We start from the raw sequence: 16,464 nt of genomic DNA on the forward strand, positions 1-16,464 counted from the left end.
TTACATCACCATCACGTGATAATGGTGCCAGGTGAAGATCGCGACCGCGCCGCGATGTGGCGACCAGGCTTCCGCTATGTCGCGCAATTCCTTTTCGGAAGGCCTCTCCGGAAGGTCCAGAAAATTGCCAACACCAATCTGGATCGCCAGGTCACCCGCCGGCCAGATATCAGCGCGGCCCTCGGCAAACAGCAGGTAGATTTCCGCAGACCACCGGCCAATGCCCTTGATAGTCGTCAGCAGCGCGATTGCTTCTTCATCATCCTGCTCCGGCAGGTTGGCCAGATCGAGTCCGCCTGACAGGATCAGCTCTGCCAGGCTTCTGGCATAGCCCTGTTTCTGGCGCGACAGTCCGCAGGTCCGCAATTCGTCAAATTCGGTCTCGATCAGGCGTTCAGGCGGGCAACCTTGTCCCAGCCGGGCCTCCAGCTTGTTCCAGACCGCCGCTGCCGAAGCGACGCTGACCTGCTGCCCGACAATGGTGCGGAGCAAAGTTTCATAGCCTTCTGGACGAATGCGCGGCTCCGGATAGCCGGATTGGGCGACCGCAGCGGCAAGCCTTGGCTCTACGGCGCCGACATGGTCCAGCCCCGCTTTGATCATTTCTTTTGATAGGCCCATCGAATTACCGTTCCCGTTTCGGCCCTTGATTCTTTTTGACGGTCCAGACATAGCGTGCAGGATTTTAAAAAACAGCCACTAAGGGGTAGCTATGCCAACGATTCACGTAACCGGCCGCGATGGCGAAGAAAAAGCGGTCTCCGTCGATAGCGGAATCAGCGTCATGGAGGCGATTCGTGATAATGGTTTTGACGAACTGCTGGCGTTATGTGGTGGTTGCTGCTCTTGCGCGACTTGCCATGTCCATGTTGACGCCGACTGGAAGAGCAAACTTCCGGAAATGAGTGAAGACGAAGATGACCTGCTCGAAAGCAGCGATCACCGCGACGAATTTTCCCGGCTCAGCTGCCAGATCGAGGTTTCCGACGAACTGGACGGCCTGAAAGTCCGGATCGCCGAAGAAGACTGAAGCTTCTCAACAAAAAAGGGAGCGTTGTTTGGACGCTCCCTTTTTTTGTCTGATCAAATCGCGTGAACGTCTTCGCTACCGGTCCAATTTGATGATCGCGCGCGGGCTGCCGTCCGGGCCGCTCATGCCATCAACCTTCCAGCGCACGGTCTTGGTCGATCCGTCGAGGGTAAGACCGTCCTCGCTATTGTTGCCCAGCACTTCCCCGTCCGTGACAATGGTGAAGGTGCCATCGATCGGCTGCATTTTCGGTTGCTTGGACGCGCTGCCCATTGGCATCGACCCCATCGCGCCAGCCAGACCACCCGGTCCTGCCATTGCCGGAGTCAGGACTTCCAGTTCACCGCCGATGCGGCGGATGATCTGAACGAACGGAAATTGCATGGTGGCGCCGGGAACGGTCGGAAAGGCGAACATCTGGTCGAAACGGCCGCTGATGGCATATTCGACCTCGAACACATTATCGCCCATATATTCTACCCGGTTCCAGCCGTCATATTTGGTGAGCTGGGCAGCGAATTCCTTCATGCTTTCATCATTGCCCGGCACCGCTCGGCCGAACATCGCACTGAGGGGATTATTCGCCTGTGCCTTGTTGGCGGCATCCTCGCTGTCGGGCTTGTCTCCAGCCATGGCGGATTGCGAAAACATCGACTGGTCATCGTCTTCGGGCATTTGCATCTCGCCATTATAGGTAAAGCTGTAGGTTCCGTCGTTCATCAGTCGCAACTGCGATTCGAATTTTCCCGGAATCAGCAGGCAGCCTGCCAGCAGCAAGGGCGCGATCAGGGCCAGCGCCCACCTGTAATATGTCCCCACGACTATTCTCCCCGTTTTCTGGTATACTCCGCATATAGGGCAATGGCAGCGGCATTGGAAACGTTCAGGCTTTCCATCCGCGGACTCATCGGCAACCGCGCCAGGGCATCGCAATGAGCCGCGACATTATGTCGCAGGCCTTCGCCTTCCGCCCCCATGACCAGCGCCAGCTTGCCGGTGCCCATCGCGCTTTCCAGTTCATCACCGTTATCGCCATCGAGCCCGATCCGCCAATAGCCCGCCTCGGCTATTTCGTCGAGCGCACGCGACAGGTTAACGACCCGGATCCAGGGCACGATTTCCAGCGCTCCCGACGCCGATTTCGCCACAACGCCCGATTCGGGCGGCGCATGCCGGTCCTGGGTGATGATCGCGGCAGCATCAAAGGCAGCGGCAGACCGCAAGATTGCACCGACATTGTGAGGGTCAGTGACCTGATCGAGCAGCAGCAGCGGTCGATCGCTTTGTTTGTCCAGCACTTCGCCGAGCCAGATATCGGGCAGGGGGTCGACATCGGCGACCATCCCCTGATGCGGGGCGTCGCGCGGAATGACCCGGCCGAGATCGGCGACGTCGCAGATTACGACGGCGATATCCGAAGGAATTTCGATCGTCGCCAGCGCTTCGCGCGTGATCGAGATTTTCTTGATCACGCGGTTAGGATTGGCCAGCGCGGCCTCAACCGCATGGCGTCCCCAGAATTTGAGACCACCGCCGGTTTTTTTGATAGATCTGTTCTTGCGTGCCATTTTTACCCTCTAGACGCTAAGCAGCCTGCGGACAGCCCTTTTTTTCTGCAAATTTGCAAGGGCAGGCATTGACAGTTTGCCATCGCTTCGTCATTGAGCCGCTCTTGTCGCCGATGGCGGCCTTGGGTACCAAATGGACAGGTGGCCGAGTGGTTAAAGGCAGCAGACTGTAAATCTGCCCGTGTAAGCGTACATAGGTTCGAATCCTATCCTGTCCACCACCCCCTCGCTAAAGCATTAGTCCTTCGGCATATTTCATCGCTTGCTACCGTTAAGGGAACCAAATACCCGTGTGGGGGTATAGCTAGCGAAGCTGAGGCTTTTGAACATCTGCGCTGAGGGCTGGTCGAATGCACATACAAAGTACATCACCACTGAATGCATGCGAGTAGATCCTGTACCAGAATGAGTAACACACCAATTTTTCGAACTGTCGCGGCAGTTTTTTCGCTGGGCAGCATCGGCCTGACGCCTGCACTTGCACAAGATACGGATGCCGCACAGGCTGTTCAGGATCCGCGCGAACCCATTATCGACGATTCGGAATTTGATGCGACCATTCCGGCGATTGACGACAGTCCCGATGCAGCAATGGGCAGCGTTGCCGATTGGGAAGCCGAGCAGGAAAAGCTTGAGCAAGAAGCGCGGCAGGAAGATGCCGAAGATGGCGTCGCCCCATTGCCAGCCTTGCAGGATGGCGACCCGGACGAGTTGATTGCAGATCCGCCGGTCAACGACCCCGAAATCGATGACCCATTGACGCCTCTTGGCAGTTTCGATGTCGAGCCATTTGACGAAAGCCAATATACCGAAGCCGATGACAGCGACCAGGCGGCGTCGTTGCGCTATGACTATCGGATCGATGGCCTCGAAGCTTTGGATGAGAGCGGCAAGACCCAGGTCCGACCGGTCAGCGCGGACGACATTCGTTCGCGATTTTCCGACCTCTCGGCACTGGAAGATGGCGATGGCAAGGCCGCCAATGGAGCGATGGTCTCTGCGCGGATGACCGAAGACCAGCAATTGCTGTTGGATATCATGTCCGGTCAGGGATTTTTTGATGCGACCGTCAATGGTACGGTCGAACTCCCCGACACGGAAGGCGAAAAGCTGGTCGTCGTGCTACAGGTTACACCTGGCACGCGGTACGATTTTGCCACGATCATGTTCGATGCCGGGCCGGTGGTGCCGGACGATTTGATCGAAAAGAACTTCGTTCCGGCAATCGGTGAGCCAATCGTCGCGGAGAGAGTGCTTGCAGCCGAGGCAAATATTGCGGTCGTTCTGCCACAGGAGGGCTATCCCTTCGCCAAAACCGGACAGCGCGATATTCTGCTCGATCCGGAAACTGGCACCGGCGATTATACCTTGCCGGTCGATACCGGGCCGCGCAGCAGCTATGGCGATGTCGTAACCACGGGCACGACCGCTTTTGATGCCGATCATATCAAAGTGCTGACCCGCTTTGAAAAAGGCGAGCTATATGACAGCCGCATGGTCGACGATCTGCGCAAGGCGCTGGTCGCAACCGGCCTGTTCTCGATTGTCTCGGTCAAACCGTCGCCGAGCGGTGAACAGGCGCCCGATGGCACCGAATATGCGACGATCAACGTCGATCAGGAGGCTGGTCCGCCGCGCACTCTGGCAGGCAGCGCGGGTTATGGTACCGGACAGGGTTTTCGCGTGGAAGGCAGCTGGACGCACCGCAATCTGTTCCCGCCGGAGGGCGCGCTGATCGGCAGTGCCGTCGCCGGCACTCAAGAGCAGGGCGCGGGGCTGACTTTTCGCCGCAGCAATGCCGGTCGGCGCGATCGGACGGTTGAGTTAGGAATATCCGCGCTGCACAGCGATTTCGAAGCCTATGAAGCCTTTACCGGAAGGCTGTCGGGACGGATTTCCTATGACAGCACGCCGATCTGGCAAAAGCGGCTGACCTACAGCTATGGTTTCGAAATTCTCGGAACCAATGAGCAGGATTTCAATTTCGCCACGGGAATGCGGGATCGGCGTACCTATTATGTCGCGGCGCTGCCCGGACAAGTAACTTTCGACACCTCCGACAGTCTGCTCAATCCAACCGAAGGGTTTCGTTTGTCCGCCAAGCTGTCTCCGGAAGCGTCGCTGGGGAGTGGCCAGCAAATTTATGGGCGTGGTTTGATCGAAGGGACGGCCTATTTTCAGGTCGATGACGGTATCGTCCTCGCTGGACGGGCGCGGGTCGGTTCCATCGTCGGTGCGAAACGGGAACTGATTGCGCCTTCGCGGCGCTATTATGCCGGTGGCGGCGGATCGGTGCGCGGCTTTGGCTATCAGGAGCTTGGCCCGAAAGACCCCGATGATCGGCCGATCGGCGGTCGCAGTCTGGTCGAGGCAGCGGCCGAAGTCCGCTATCGCTTCGGCGATTATGGCGTGGTTGGCTTTGTCGATGTCGGTCAGGTTTATACCAGCTCGACACCGGGCTTTGACAATTTGCGCTATGGCGTCGGCATCGGCGGTCGCTTCTACACCAATTTTGGCCCGCTTCGGCTTGATGTGGCGACGCCCATCAACCGCCAGCCCGGGGAATCGCGGGTATCGATCTATATCTCGATCGGTCAGGCTTTCTGATGACGGAATCCGAAACCATGCCCGAATCCACCACCCAGAGTTTCTGGGAAAATAAATTTGTTATCGGACTGGGGGCGTTCATCGCGTTCCTGCTGGTTGCCGGGACCGCTGTCTATCTCTGGCTGGACAGCAGCAGTGGGCACCGTTTTGTCGAGAAGCAGATCGAAGCCTTTTCGCTTGAAAATGGCATGCAGTTCGAAGTCGGCAGCATCGAGGGCTCAATCTACGGCCAGATGGAAATTGTCGATCTGAAGATTCGCGATCCGAAAGGCGTTTTCGCGACGGCGCAGACGGTGGAGATGGACTGGCGGCCGTTTGCCTTTATCGGCAGTCATGTTGATATCCGTTCGCTGATCGTGCCGAAGGCGAAGCTGTTGCGCTTGCCCGAACTTCTGGAAACGACTTCCGAAGGGCCGTTGCTGCCAGATCTCGATATCGATGTGGGCAAACTGGAAATTGGCGAGCTCGACATTGCCAAGGCGGTAACCGGTGAACGGCATCTGGTCAGCGTTATGGCGGATGTCAATATCGCCGACGCGCGTGCCAAGGCGAATGGCAAAATTCGGGCGCTGGTCGCGCCGGGGGTCGCGGGCGGCGACAAATTTGCCTTCAGGCTTAACGCTGTGCCGGAACAGAATGCGCTCGATATCGCGCTTGATCTGGACGCTCCGGCGAATGGCCTTGTTGCTGGACTGACCGGTACCGAACAGCCAGTCAGCCTTTCTCTCAATGGCAAGGGGGACTGGACCAAATGGGACGGGGCGCTCACCGGGAAAAGCGGCCAGGATATGCTGTCCGATGTGGCCATCATGGCGCGCGACGGCACCTTCAAGATACGCGGCGATGCACGGCCGGGCCTGCTTGTCTCCGGACCCGCCCGCAACATGCTGGAACCAGTCACGAATATCGACTTCACTGCGGCTGGCAAGAAGCGCACATTTGACATCAGCGGCGAAATCGGAAGCGACAATTTTGTATTGGCGACCGATGGTTTTGTCGATCTCGCCAATAACCGCATGCGCGACCTCAAAGTGGATTTCCGTGTGCTCAAGCCGTCCATGATAGCCACGAATCTCAGTGGTGCCGGCATCGCCGCCAATGTGGTTCTGAACGGCGATTTTGCCTCACCGACGATAGAATATGCTCTGAATGCCGCGCGCATTGGCTTTGACGAAACCACGGTCATCGGTCTGCGGGCGAGTGGCAGCGCGACAATGGACGAAGAGCAATGGCGGATCCCGCTGCAGGCCCGGGCGCAGCGTATCGCTGGCCTCAATGAAGGAGTTGGCGCCTTATTGCGCAACGTCCGGCTCGGCGGTGATTTCGCCTTCGCCAATGGCCGGTTGCTCTCCGATAATCTCAAGATCAGATCCGACCGGATTGACGCGACCGCCGTGGTGGTCGCTGATCTGAATGAGGGCACCTACACCGGCGGATTTAATGGCCGGATCAACGGCTATCGGGTGGAAAGCGTCGGTATCTTCAATGTCGACAGCAATATCGATCTGGTGTCGGGCAGCAACGGCGCGTTCGCGCTGACCGGGACGATCCGCGCGCGCTCCAGCCAGATTTTCAACGATGGCGCGCGTGAATTTCTGGGCGGCAATAGTCTGATCGTCGCCGACATATCGTACGGCAGCGACGGCGTCGGGCGGATCAAGAGCCTTAATGTAGCCGCGCCGTCCTTCCGGCTTACCCAGGGTAGCGGCCGCTATACACCATCGGGCAGCATCAATTTTACGGCCAAGGGCATGTCCGACCAATATGGGCCGCTCGGCGTCAAGGTCAGCGGTACAGTGGCGCGCCCGGTTGCAAGAGTCGCGGCAGCCCGTCCCGGATTGGGTGTTGGCATGACCAATGTCGTTGCCACGATCAGGGGCAATGCAAAAGGCTATGCAATGGTTGCCGATGGCGATAGCGATTACGGTCCCTTCGATGCCAATGTCGATATTCTGGCTGGCAGCGGACCGATAACCGTCGATCTCAAATCCGGAACCCAGTTTGCTGGCGTCGGACTGACCGGCCGCATCCGGCAGACCGGAGCAGGGCCCTTTGCGGGGCAGCTGACCGCAAATGGGTCCGGAGTGAACGGCGACGTCATGCTCAGTGCCTTCGAGGGCAAGCAGCGCGCCGTGATTGATGCAACGGCGGTTGATACGGTGCTGCCGGGCCCTGCTAGTCTGGCGATCCAGCGCGCGATCATCGATGCCGATATCATTCTCTATGATCGGCCGCAGGTCGTTGCGGACGTCCAGATACAGGGTCTTCAAATGCAGGAGCTGCAGATCGCAGCCGCGCGGGCGAAGATCGATTATCGCGGTGGTCAGGGCAATGCCAAAGTGATGGCAGAGGGCCGCAACCAGGTGCCGTTCCGGTTTGCCGCCAATGCCATATTGGACCCGAAGTTGTGGCGTGTCGCGCTTGACGGCCGCGCCAATGGTGTCGAATTCAAAACCCGTAAAGCCGCCCGGATCATACCCGATCGTAACAAATATACATTGCTTCCGACGACGATTGATCTGTCCAAAGGCAGCGTGCAGCTGGCCGGAGATTACGGTCGCGGACTCAATATCCAAAGCCGATTGAAGGATGTGAATCTGGCAATTTTCAATCCGATGGTGCCAGGGCTCGGTCTGGGCGGAACCGCGACCGGCAGTCTCGATTTTGCCCAAAGTTCGCCCAATGCTTTCCCCGAAGCGGACGCACGCTTGCGGGTCGACAATTTTACCCGCACCAGCCTGGCATCGGTCTCCCAGCCGGTCGATCTCCACTTTGTCGGACGATTGCTGCCTGACGGGGGTAATGCCCGCGCCATTGTTCGGCGCAGAGGCGCGGCTATCGGCCGGATGCAGATCAATTTGACGCCGCTGCCGCCCGGTGCTGGCTCCTGGACGACAAGACTGTTCGCTGCGCCTTTGTCGGGTGGGATCCGTTACAATGGCCCTGCGGGGACCTTATTTTCGCTTGCTGCTTTGCCGGATCAGGATTTGCAGGGCGCGATCGGCGTCGCTGCGGATTTCTCGGGCCGGGTCCAGAAGCCGGTGCTGACCGGTGTCGTGCGGGCAAACAATCTGATCTATGAAAATAATACCTATGGCACGCGCCTGACGAATATGAAGATCCGCGGTGACTTTACCAATGATCGGCTGGAAGTGACGGAATTGACGGCAAACGCCGGAAACGGAACGATCCGTGGTGACGGTTTCATCTCGCTCAGTTCCGACAAGGGCTACCCGTTGCAACTGGCCCTCAATCTGGACAACGCGACTCTGGCGAAGGGGAACGACCTCTCTGCGGCGGCGACGGGCGATATCGAGGTCGTCAACAGCGCAACAACGCCGGCGACCATTCGCGGTCGGATTAGCCTGCCGGAAACGCGCTATAAAATAGTCTATGAAGGCTCGACAAAAGTTGCGACATTGACCGGCGTCCGGCGCAAACCCGCCCTGGGCCGCAAGAAAATAACCGGTGAAGCGGATCCGGTCAGCGGCGTGCCAAGCAACTGGAAGCTGGATATTGATCTGATTGCCGACAATCAAATCTATGTCAGCGGGATGGGGCTCGATTCCGAATGGTCTGCCAATATCAAGATACGCGGAACCACGGGCGCGCCCATTTTGACGGGCGGTATTGATCTGATCCGTGGAACGCTCGGCTTCGCGGGTCGTTCCTTCGATCTGGAAACCGGTCGCTTGCGCTTCAACGGCAGCGCCATGACGAACCCGACGTTGCGGCTCGTGGCCAGCGGCGAAGTGGATGACGTGAACATCAATGTCAATATCACCGGCAGTGCGGAGGATCCCGAAATAGCGTTCAGCTCCACCCCAGGCCTGCCTCAGGACGAGATTATGGCGCGGATCCTGTTCGGCAATTCGATCGGCGAACTGACCCCGATCCAGGCGGTACAGCTGGCATCATCGCTGAACGGGCTGCGTGGCGGCGGTGGAGGGCTCAATCCGCTTGGCGTGTTGCAGTCGTCGGTCGGCATCGACCGCTTGCGGATATTGGGTGCGGATAAAGATACGGGTCGCGGCACATCGATCGCCGCCGGACAATATATTTCCAATGATGTCTACGTGGAAATTGTGACCGATGCCCGGGGATATACAGCGACCCAGCTGGAAATCAGTCTGACACCGGCCTTGTCTGTGCTCAGTTCGGTCGGTAGCTTTGGTGGTTCGAACGTGAATGTGCGCTACCGGAAAGATTATTGATGCGCCTGAGGGCATTTGTTTTGGCAGTCTTGATCCTCTCGCTCAGTGGATGCGAGAAGGATTTTGATGAAAAATATCAGGATAATCTTGAGAAATTGAATGAAGCGGCCAGCGAGATTGAAGCGAGCGTCGATCAGCAATTGGCCGAGGGGCGCGAGGCCGATACCATCACCGAGTCCGCGAAAGAGGAAGAGCGCTTGGCCGATACCGAAGCTGAAACGAACAAATGACCGCTGATTCAACGAACGATTCCCCTGCACCGAACGCTGTCGCTGAAGATCTGGAACTGGAAGATATCGAGGCGCGCACGCCGGGAGCGAGCGCCCATTCGCCGTTCCATTTCCCCTTCAAGGCATGGTGGGCGGTCCTGAAACGCCTCTATGTGATGAATGACTTCCACAATCTTCCGTTGCTGGCCGCCGGGGTCGCGTTTTTTGCCTTTCTCGCCTTTGTCCCGTTAATCGCAGTGATCGCGCTGCTTTATGGTCTGATTGGTGATCCCAATACCGTTGCCGCCAGTATTGAACAGGTTTCCGGCATTTTGCCCGACGCGGTGCTGACGATCTTGCGCGAACAACTGATGTCGATTGTCAGCACCAGCAAGACTGCCAAGGGGTTGGGTTTGGCCGTCGCTCTGCTGGTCTCAACTTACGGCGCAATGCGCGCCGCGAACGCGATGATGAAAGCGCTCAACATCATTTATGAAGAACATGAATCGCGCAATATATTGATGACCACCTGGGTGGGCTTACAAATTACGATCGGCATGGCCGTAGTCGCGATTATCGGTCTGTCGGCCATCTCTGTATTCACCTATATCAGCAATTTTTTGCAGGGATATCTGGGCGACAATGTACTGATATTCCTGAAAATCATAACGTGGATCACGGCAGGGTTTCTGGTCAGCCTGACCTTTGGCCTGTTTTTCCGCTATGCGCCGGACCGCCGACCGGCGAAATGGCGCTGGCTTTCGATTGGATCGGTCGTGGCGACGTTGCTGTGGCTGGGGATCACGATAGGGTTCGGCTATTATGCCGCCAATGTCAGCGATTATAACGCGACGTACGGATCGCTGGCCGCGGTTGTCATCTTTCTGATGTGGCTGTTCCTGTCGGCTTATTCTGTGCTGATCGGAGCGGAGATAAATGCCGAAACCGAACGGCAGACGTTTCAGGATTCAACGACCGGCATGGATCGGCCGCTCGGCGAGCGCGGCGCAGTGATGGCCGATACAGTTTTGCTCGATCAGGCCAGCCGACAAATACTCGAGAAAAAGCAGCGCAGACGCGCTGACCGGATCGCGCGAAAATCATCCAGAGCAAAATAGCCAAAGACCGATAGTGATTGCGGCATAACTCAGGAATGATGTTCTGAATGCGCCTGACTGAGCCCGAAAGCGGCAATATTCATGCGGGCGATGACAAAGCAAACCGTCCGCCAACATTGTCTGCATTCTTTCTCTCGATGCTTGCCCAACGACCTCTTTTTATCGGTCTGGAGAGGGTTAGGGATAATAATGTCTGCTGGCGTTTGCCTACTGTGTGCTCCTGCAACATTTACAGTGCCGAGAAGCAACCACGAACTCCCGACGCTTCATCTTCTGTTTACTTGGATAGGCTACTGTCAAATGAATTGGTTGTGAGTACGGAAGGTAGTTATTTTTGTTACGTTTTCAAAACATCATTCTTGAGATGATTGCTACCGGCGTGGCCCTGGACGTAACGGCGAAACGATTATGTTACGAAATCGAGTCCCTGTTGCCAGGCGTTGCCTGCTCGGTTCTCCGGGTAGATAAAAACGGGATATTGCATCCGCTCGCTGCACCTAGCTTGCCGGAGGAATTCTCCGACCTTGTCAAAGGGACGATCATCGGCCCCAATGTCGGTTCCTGCGGCAGCGCCGCGTTTCTGCGCGAACCGGTGGCCGTGACAGATGTCAACACGGATCCGCGCTGGAGCGAATTCAAACCGCTCATTGTGGAATGCGGATTCAAGGCCTGCTGGTCGGTTCCAATCTACAATGCGGAAGGCGCCGTGTTCGGAACCTTTGCCTTATATTTCAAGGAAGAGCGGGTTCCCACCGCGCATGAACGCGATCTGGTGAGCGCCAGCATTCATCTCTCGGCGATTGCCCTGGAACGGCATGACCGCGTTCTCGAGCGGGAGCGGCGGGGTTACATCGATGCTCTCACCGACTTGCCAAACCGGGCAAGCTATGACGCCGCTCTCGAGCAGTTGTCGGACGAAGAGCCGGGCACCTGGGCGCTGATGATTCTCGATGTCGATAACCTTAAGACTATCAACGATACATTCGGGCATCCGGCCGGCGATGAGTTGCTAAGCACCGTAGGCCAAAGGATCGCCGCGAAGGTACTTCCCGACCATGTATTCAGGCTCGGCGGCGACGAATTTGCGATCATCTTAAAAGAGGCGGACGCGGTTGCCGACCTGAGCGGTACGGCGGAGCGTATTCTTGAAGCGGTCAGCGCGGTTGCAAGTTGTGACGGGCATATGCTTCAACCACGGGCGACGATCGGCGGCGCAGCATCGTCTCCTCGCGACAATGATCACGCGACCGTGCACAAGCACGCCGATTTTGCACTCTATCATGCGAAAGAGACTGGTCGCGGCGGCTTTGTTCGATACTGGCCCGGCATCGGCACCACGATCAAGCAACGGATGGAAGTGATTCAAGACGTTGGTAGCGCGCTGGATGATGGGCGGATTGAGGCTTATTACCAGCCGGTCGTCCGGCTAGACACGCGTGAGATCGTTGGCATGGAGGCACTTTGCCGTCTCCGGAGGCCGGAAGGCAATATTGTTTCGGCAGGGGCTTTTCATCAGGCAACAACCGATGTCGAAGTATCCGCCAGACTCACCGAGGGAATGCTCGCGCTGACCGCTGCAGACATCAGATCGTGGCTGGAGGCGGGCATTCCGTTTCAGGATATCGGCATCAACATCTCGTCGGCTGACTTTCACAGCGGCACATTGTTTGACCGGATCGAGGCGGCCTTTGGCCGTGAAAATGTGCCTCTCAAGCATGTGATCCTGGAAGTGACTGAATCGGTATATCTCGGTCAGAATGACCCGGTTGTGGCCGGAGAGATCAAGTCTCTGCGGGCAAAAGGTCTGCGTATCGCGCTGGATGACTTCGGAACGGGATTTGCCTCGCTCAGACATCTTCTGACGGTTCCGGTCGACATCATCAAAATTGACCGATCCTTTGTCAGCGAATTGCAGGCTAATCATCGCAGCATGGCGATCATCGGAGGATTGCTCGAGATCGCTCGCAAGCTCGACATGCGGGTTGTCGCGGAAGGCATCGAGACGGAAGATCAGGCGAACTTGCTGGCCGAGATCGGGTGCAATCTTGGGCAGGGCTATTTGTTCTCTGCCGCCGTGCCCCACAAATCAGCCAGGCAGTTGCTGATCGATCACGCACAGGGCAGGGCGACCGAGAAAGCTGAACCGAAATCTGGTCTTACCGACCGGTTCGTCGCCAGTCGCGCGATGCGGGAGCGCACCCAGCGTGCGAAACATGCGCCCAAGTCGGAGATCCGCGATTCTGCCGACGTTGGTCCTGTATCACAGGCAAATTGATCAACCTATTCTGGTAGCGCTGAAGCGTCCCATTTCTCTTTTTTCCGGTACAGAGTGGACGGGCTGACGCCTAGTTTATGGGCCGCCTTTGTCAGACTGCCATTGCAGTTTTTTACTGCCCTCTCAATGACCACTTGCTCAATTTGATCCAGTGTCATCCCGTCAAACTGGCTCAGCGTTTCTATGTGGCCGAAAGCTGAATTCGCTGGTTGCTGGTTCATTATCTGCGAGGACACCGGCGGTGTCTCGCCGGATTCTTTGCGTTGAACAGCCGGATCGGAAAATTCCGGAAGAATAGTTTTATCGAGCTGTGGACCGTCAAACATCACCGCAGCGCGGCGCATCAGATTTTGTAGCTCCCGGACGTTGCCTGGCCAGCTATGGTTTTCAAAACTGGTGGCCAGATCGGCGCTCAGTGGTGAGAAATCTTTGCCCTCTTCTGTCGCGAAGTTTTTCAGGAATGTATTGGCAAGCAAGGTGATATCACTGCCGCGGTCGCGCAATGGCGGCAGGTTGATCGGGACGACGGCAAGCCGGTAGTACAGATCTTCACGAAAGCGCCCCTGTTCAACTTCCAGCGCCGGATTGCGATTGGTTGCGCATATGATGCGAACATCGACATCTTCGGTCTTGGTCGCACCAACCCTTTGGACGGTTCCCGTCTGCAGGAAACGCAGCAGCTTGACCTGCAACTTCAGCTGCATCTCGCAGATTTCGTCGAGAAACAAGGTTCCGCCGTTGGCGGCCTGTACGGCACCAACCCGGTCTGAAATGGCACCGGTAAACGAGCCCTTCAGGTGACCAAACAGCTCCGATTCCAGAAGGTCTTCGGGAATGGCACCGCAATTTATCGCGACAAACGGCTTTTTCGCCCGAGGACCGGATTTGTGGATGGCGTCAGCGCAAACTTCCTTGCCAGTCCCGCTTTCGCCGGTGATGAAAACGGTCGCTTTGGAATTGGCGACATTTTTTATCTGGCGATAGACATCCTGCATCGGCTCGCTCGCGCCGATAAATCCTTCCAGACCATCAGTTTCCGGTCCGCTCTTATCGACGGCCTTTACGTCCGCGCGCACGGATTTTATCACTTCAACTGCCCCTCTCATCGCCGTTACCAGGCGTGATGGGGACAGTGGTTTGACCATGAAATCATAAGCGCCGAGGCGCATTGCGTCGATCGCGCGATTGATTGAACCATCTGCGGTCGCGACGATGACTGCAAGCTCCGATAAAATTCCCGCGTTTTTCTTCAGCCAATCCAATCCGTTGCCATCCGGCAATTGAAGATCAAGCAAGATCGCGGAAAAACCACTATCGCCCTGTTCCAACTCGACGCTTGCATCCGCCAGACTGTCGACGATGACACATTCAAATCCGGCAGTTTCCAGATGTCCGGCATACGCAATAGACAGAGATGCGATGTCTTCAATGATCAGGATTTTCTGGCCGGACATGATTTTATCCCTTTATTGTAAATAGAGCGGATTTTCCGTCATCACCGCATTCCCAATCCAACGACCGCGGATCGTTGTAATGAGCCATACATCCCTGGACGAGGCCATGGGCAATTGCAGCCATGGGGCGATGGGATTGATAACGGATCAGCGTTTGGCCGTCTTGCACGTCGGCGGTGATCTGGGGCGGCCGCGCATCCGGGTACAGAATACAGACTTCGGTGTGAATATGGCTGCCAACATGTGTCAGCAGCGATTCAGCCGTCCTGTAGGATTCCATGATGTGCGGATATATAATGTGAAAACGATCGTAGAGATATTTTCCGAACAAGCGACATAGTTCGGTGGCTTCAATCCCCGATTGCCTGGAGGCTTCTCCGACCATCGCAAGAGCATATTCCGATGGATAGTTGCCAATTGACGTAAATGCGCCCTCATTGGGCAAGGCAGCACCGGAAATTACTTGGTCAGCAAATTCCGGGGATTGGGCTTTCTCCATAAATCGGACCAATTCCGTAAAAATAATACCTTTCATCGCGCTTCATTCCTTTTCTGATCAGACATCCCAAGGCTTGAAGCACTTTCTATGCCAAAATAAGAATGGCGTAATTCCAGGACAAATGAGCATTATATTGCATTTCGCAACAACAACTGTTCGCAATATGCAACAGAAAGGTTTGCAAAATGCAAACATCAATGAAGATTTATTGCGTTCTCGGAATATTAACCTTGCTAACCCACGATAAACCAAAGTTGGCACAACCATTGCGAGGTTTAGTCTGAATGTAAACTTCAGGTGAAATATGAAATATAAGACCGTCCCTCTTTTAACTATCGCATCGCTCTTGGCAGGGTGTGCCACAATGGAGCGCCCCGAGAACGCCATTGGCAGCCAATATGCGCCCCAGCAGTTCGCGGAGGAGAACGACAGGTTGGGCCAGTGCAGAGCATCATGGACGCCGACCGGGCTTTTGCCGAATGCGCAAACGCCGGTTTCCGTGCTTGCTGCCAGGCCGGATATGCTGTCCTCCGGTGACCGTGTGCGTCTGAACATTGCCGGCGATACCGACAGCCTATCTCGTGTCTATGTTATTGCCGCCAACGGATCGATTGCCCTTGATGGCCGATATGCAGTCGATCTCGCCGGTAAGTCCATCAACGAGGCCGAGCGGATCATTCACCAAAAGCTCGTCGCAGAACGGCTTATCAGAGGATTGCGCAACAGCGTCCGGCTACAACTCCTTGAGCTGGGCGGTGTCAGCGTCGCAGTGCGCGGTGCGGTGTTCGAGCCAGGCATGATCCGCGTTGGCGAGCGTACGGCAGAAACGCGGGGCGTAAATCTCAACAACGGCGATTCCGGTGACCGGAATGTCAGTCGCTCGCTTACCGCCGCCTTGCGGGCCGCCGGCGGTATCCGCCCGGATGCTGACCTGTCTGCTGTCTATCTTATTCGCGATGGCCAATGGTCACGAATTGACTTGAGCGGAGCGATATATGGCGACGCAATTGACGATGTCGCATTGACCTCCAATGATCAGATCATTGTCGGTTCGGCGGAATGCTTCAATGGTGATCTGGTCAAGCCATCGCAGATCACCGCCCCCGGCATTCGTGTTTATATGTCCAATCTGTCGCGCCCAGCGAGCAATAACGCGTCGTCTGCCATTGGCCGCGATGCGACCAGCCTGCCCTATGGGACGCGCCTTTCGCAAGCGATGGTTGCCGCGAACTGCGTTGGTGGCTCCGCAATGAATGCAGCGAGAAAAGTTGTCCTGATGTCGCGCAATCCGATGAATGGCAAATCCGTGGTGATTCAGCGATCGGTTGAAAAGCTGGTTCGCCAGCAGGATCGCGACGACCGCGATCCCTATCTGATGCCGGGCGACAGCCTGGCGTGCTACGACAGCACAGCCATGAATATCCGCGACGTCGTCAGTGTGATCGGCGAAACCGCATCTCCCTATTTTCTGTTCAAGAATATTGACTGAC

The 16,464-nt window shown here is 56.6% G+C and carries 12 protein-coding genes and 1 tRNA gene; 8 read left to right on the forward strand and 5 right to left on the reverse strand.

Features of this window, described 5'->3' with window-relative positions; genetic code table 11:
* On the reverse strand, positions 1-621 hold the full coding sequence (locus tag ACN0WW_RS01710; RefSeq protein WP_417608736.1) for a DNA-3-methyladenine glycosylase family protein: 621 nt from the start codon (positions 619-621) through the stop codon (positions 1-3).
* Positions 622-712: 91 nt separating this feature from the next.
* On the opposite strand from ACN0WW_RS01710, the gene ACN0WW_RS01715 reads away from it, so the two are divergent.
* Positions 713-1,030: a 2Fe-2S iron-sulfur cluster-binding protein gene (locus ACN0WW_RS01715; RefSeq protein WP_417608738.1), complete on the forward strand. Its 318-nt coding sequence runs from the start codon at positions 713-715 to the stop codon at positions 1,028-1,030.
* Positions 1,031-1,105: 75 nt separating this feature from the next.
* Here the strand turns inward: ACN0WW_RS01715 and ACN0WW_RS01720 are convergent, their stop codons facing one another.
* A complete protein-coding gene (locus ACN0WW_RS01720; protein WP_417608740.1) occupies positions 1,106-1,849 on the reverse strand; it encodes a hypothetical protein in 744 nt (247 codons plus the stop codon).
* Between the two features lie 2 nt (positions 1,850-1,851).
* Positions 1,852-2,598 (reverse strand): 23S rRNA (guanosine(2251)-2'-O)-methyltransferase RlmB, encoded by a 747-nt coding sequence (gene rlmB / locus ACN0WW_RS01725; protein WP_417608742.1) that lies wholly within the window; start codon positions 2,596-2,598, stop codon positions 1,852-1,854.
* A 135-nt stretch (positions 2,599-2,733) separates the two neighbouring features.
* Here rlmB and ACN0WW_RS01730 point away from each other — a divergent pair.
* The 6 genes from ACN0WW_RS01730 to ACN0WW_RS01755 all read left to right on the forward strand — a co-directional run bounded on the left by ACN0WW_RS01730 (position 2,734) and on the right by ACN0WW_RS01755 (position 13,021).
* Positions 2,734-2,819: transfer RNA gene (locus ACN0WW_RS01730), tRNA-Tyr, on the forward strand.
* A gap of 184 nt (positions 2,820-3,003) precedes the next feature.
* Positions 3,004-5,205, forward strand: coding sequence for an autotransporter assembly complex protein TamA (locus ACN0WW_RS01735; protein ID WP_417608744.1), 2,202 nt, complete (start codon positions 3,004-3,006; stop codon positions 5,203-5,205).
* Entirely contained in the window at positions 5,205-9,419 is a 4,215-nt protein-coding gene (locus ACN0WW_RS01740) for a translocation/assembly module TamB domain-containing protein (RefSeq protein WP_417608746.1), read from the forward strand. The genes ACN0WW_RS01735 and ACN0WW_RS01740 overlap by 1 nt, the downstream gene beginning before the upstream one ends.
* Positions 9,420-9,439: 20 nt before the next feature.
* Positions 9,440-9,649, forward strand: coding sequence for a hypothetical protein (locus ACN0WW_RS01745; protein WP_417608748.1), 210 nt, complete (start codon positions 9,440-9,442; stop codon positions 9,647-9,649).
* Entirely contained in the window at positions 9,646-10,746 is a 1,101-nt protein-coding gene (locus ACN0WW_RS01750; RefSeq protein ID WP_417608750.1) for a YihY/virulence factor BrkB family protein, read from the forward strand. The genes ACN0WW_RS01745 and ACN0WW_RS01750 overlap by 4 nt, the downstream gene beginning before the upstream one ends.
* A gap of 334 nt (positions 10,747-11,080) precedes the next feature.
* A complete protein-coding gene (locus ACN0WW_RS01755; RefSeq protein WP_417608752.1) occupies positions 11,081-13,021 on the forward strand; it encodes an EAL domain-containing protein in 1,941 nt (646 codons plus the stop codon).
* A gap of 5 nt (positions 13,022-13,026) precedes the next feature.
* Here the strand turns inward: ACN0WW_RS01755 and ACN0WW_RS01760 are convergent, their stop codons facing one another.
* Together ACN0WW_RS01760 and ACN0WW_RS01765 are read right to left on the reverse strand one after the other, a co-directional pair.
* The gene (locus tag ACN0WW_RS01760) at positions 13,027-14,475 is read right to left on the reverse strand and encodes a sigma-54-dependent transcriptional regulator (RefSeq protein ID WP_417608754.1); all 1,449 of its coding nucleotides are present in this window, start codon (positions 14,473-14,475) and stop codon (positions 13,027-13,029) included.
* A gap of 4 nt (positions 14,476-14,479) precedes the next feature.
* Positions 14,480-15,010, reverse strand: coding sequence for a heme NO-binding domain-containing protein (locus ACN0WW_RS01765; protein ID WP_417608756.1), 531 nt, complete (start codon positions 15,008-15,010; stop codon positions 14,480-14,482).
* Between the two features lie 328 nt (positions 15,011-15,338).
* Here ACN0WW_RS01765 and ACN0WW_RS01770 point away from each other — a divergent pair, with 328 nt between their 5' ends.
* On the forward strand, positions 15,339-16,463 hold the full coding sequence (locus ACN0WW_RS01770; protein WP_417608758.1) for a polysaccharide biosynthesis/export family protein: 1,125 nt from the start codon (positions 15,339-15,341) through the stop codon (positions 16,461-16,463).
* Position 16,464: the final 1 nt, after the last annotated feature.

It is taken from the genome of Parasphingorhabdus sp., from assembly GCF_048269865.1.
Classification (GTDB): domain Bacteria; phylum Pseudomonadota; class Alphaproteobacteria; order Sphingomonadales; family Sphingomonadaceae; genus Parasphingorhabdus.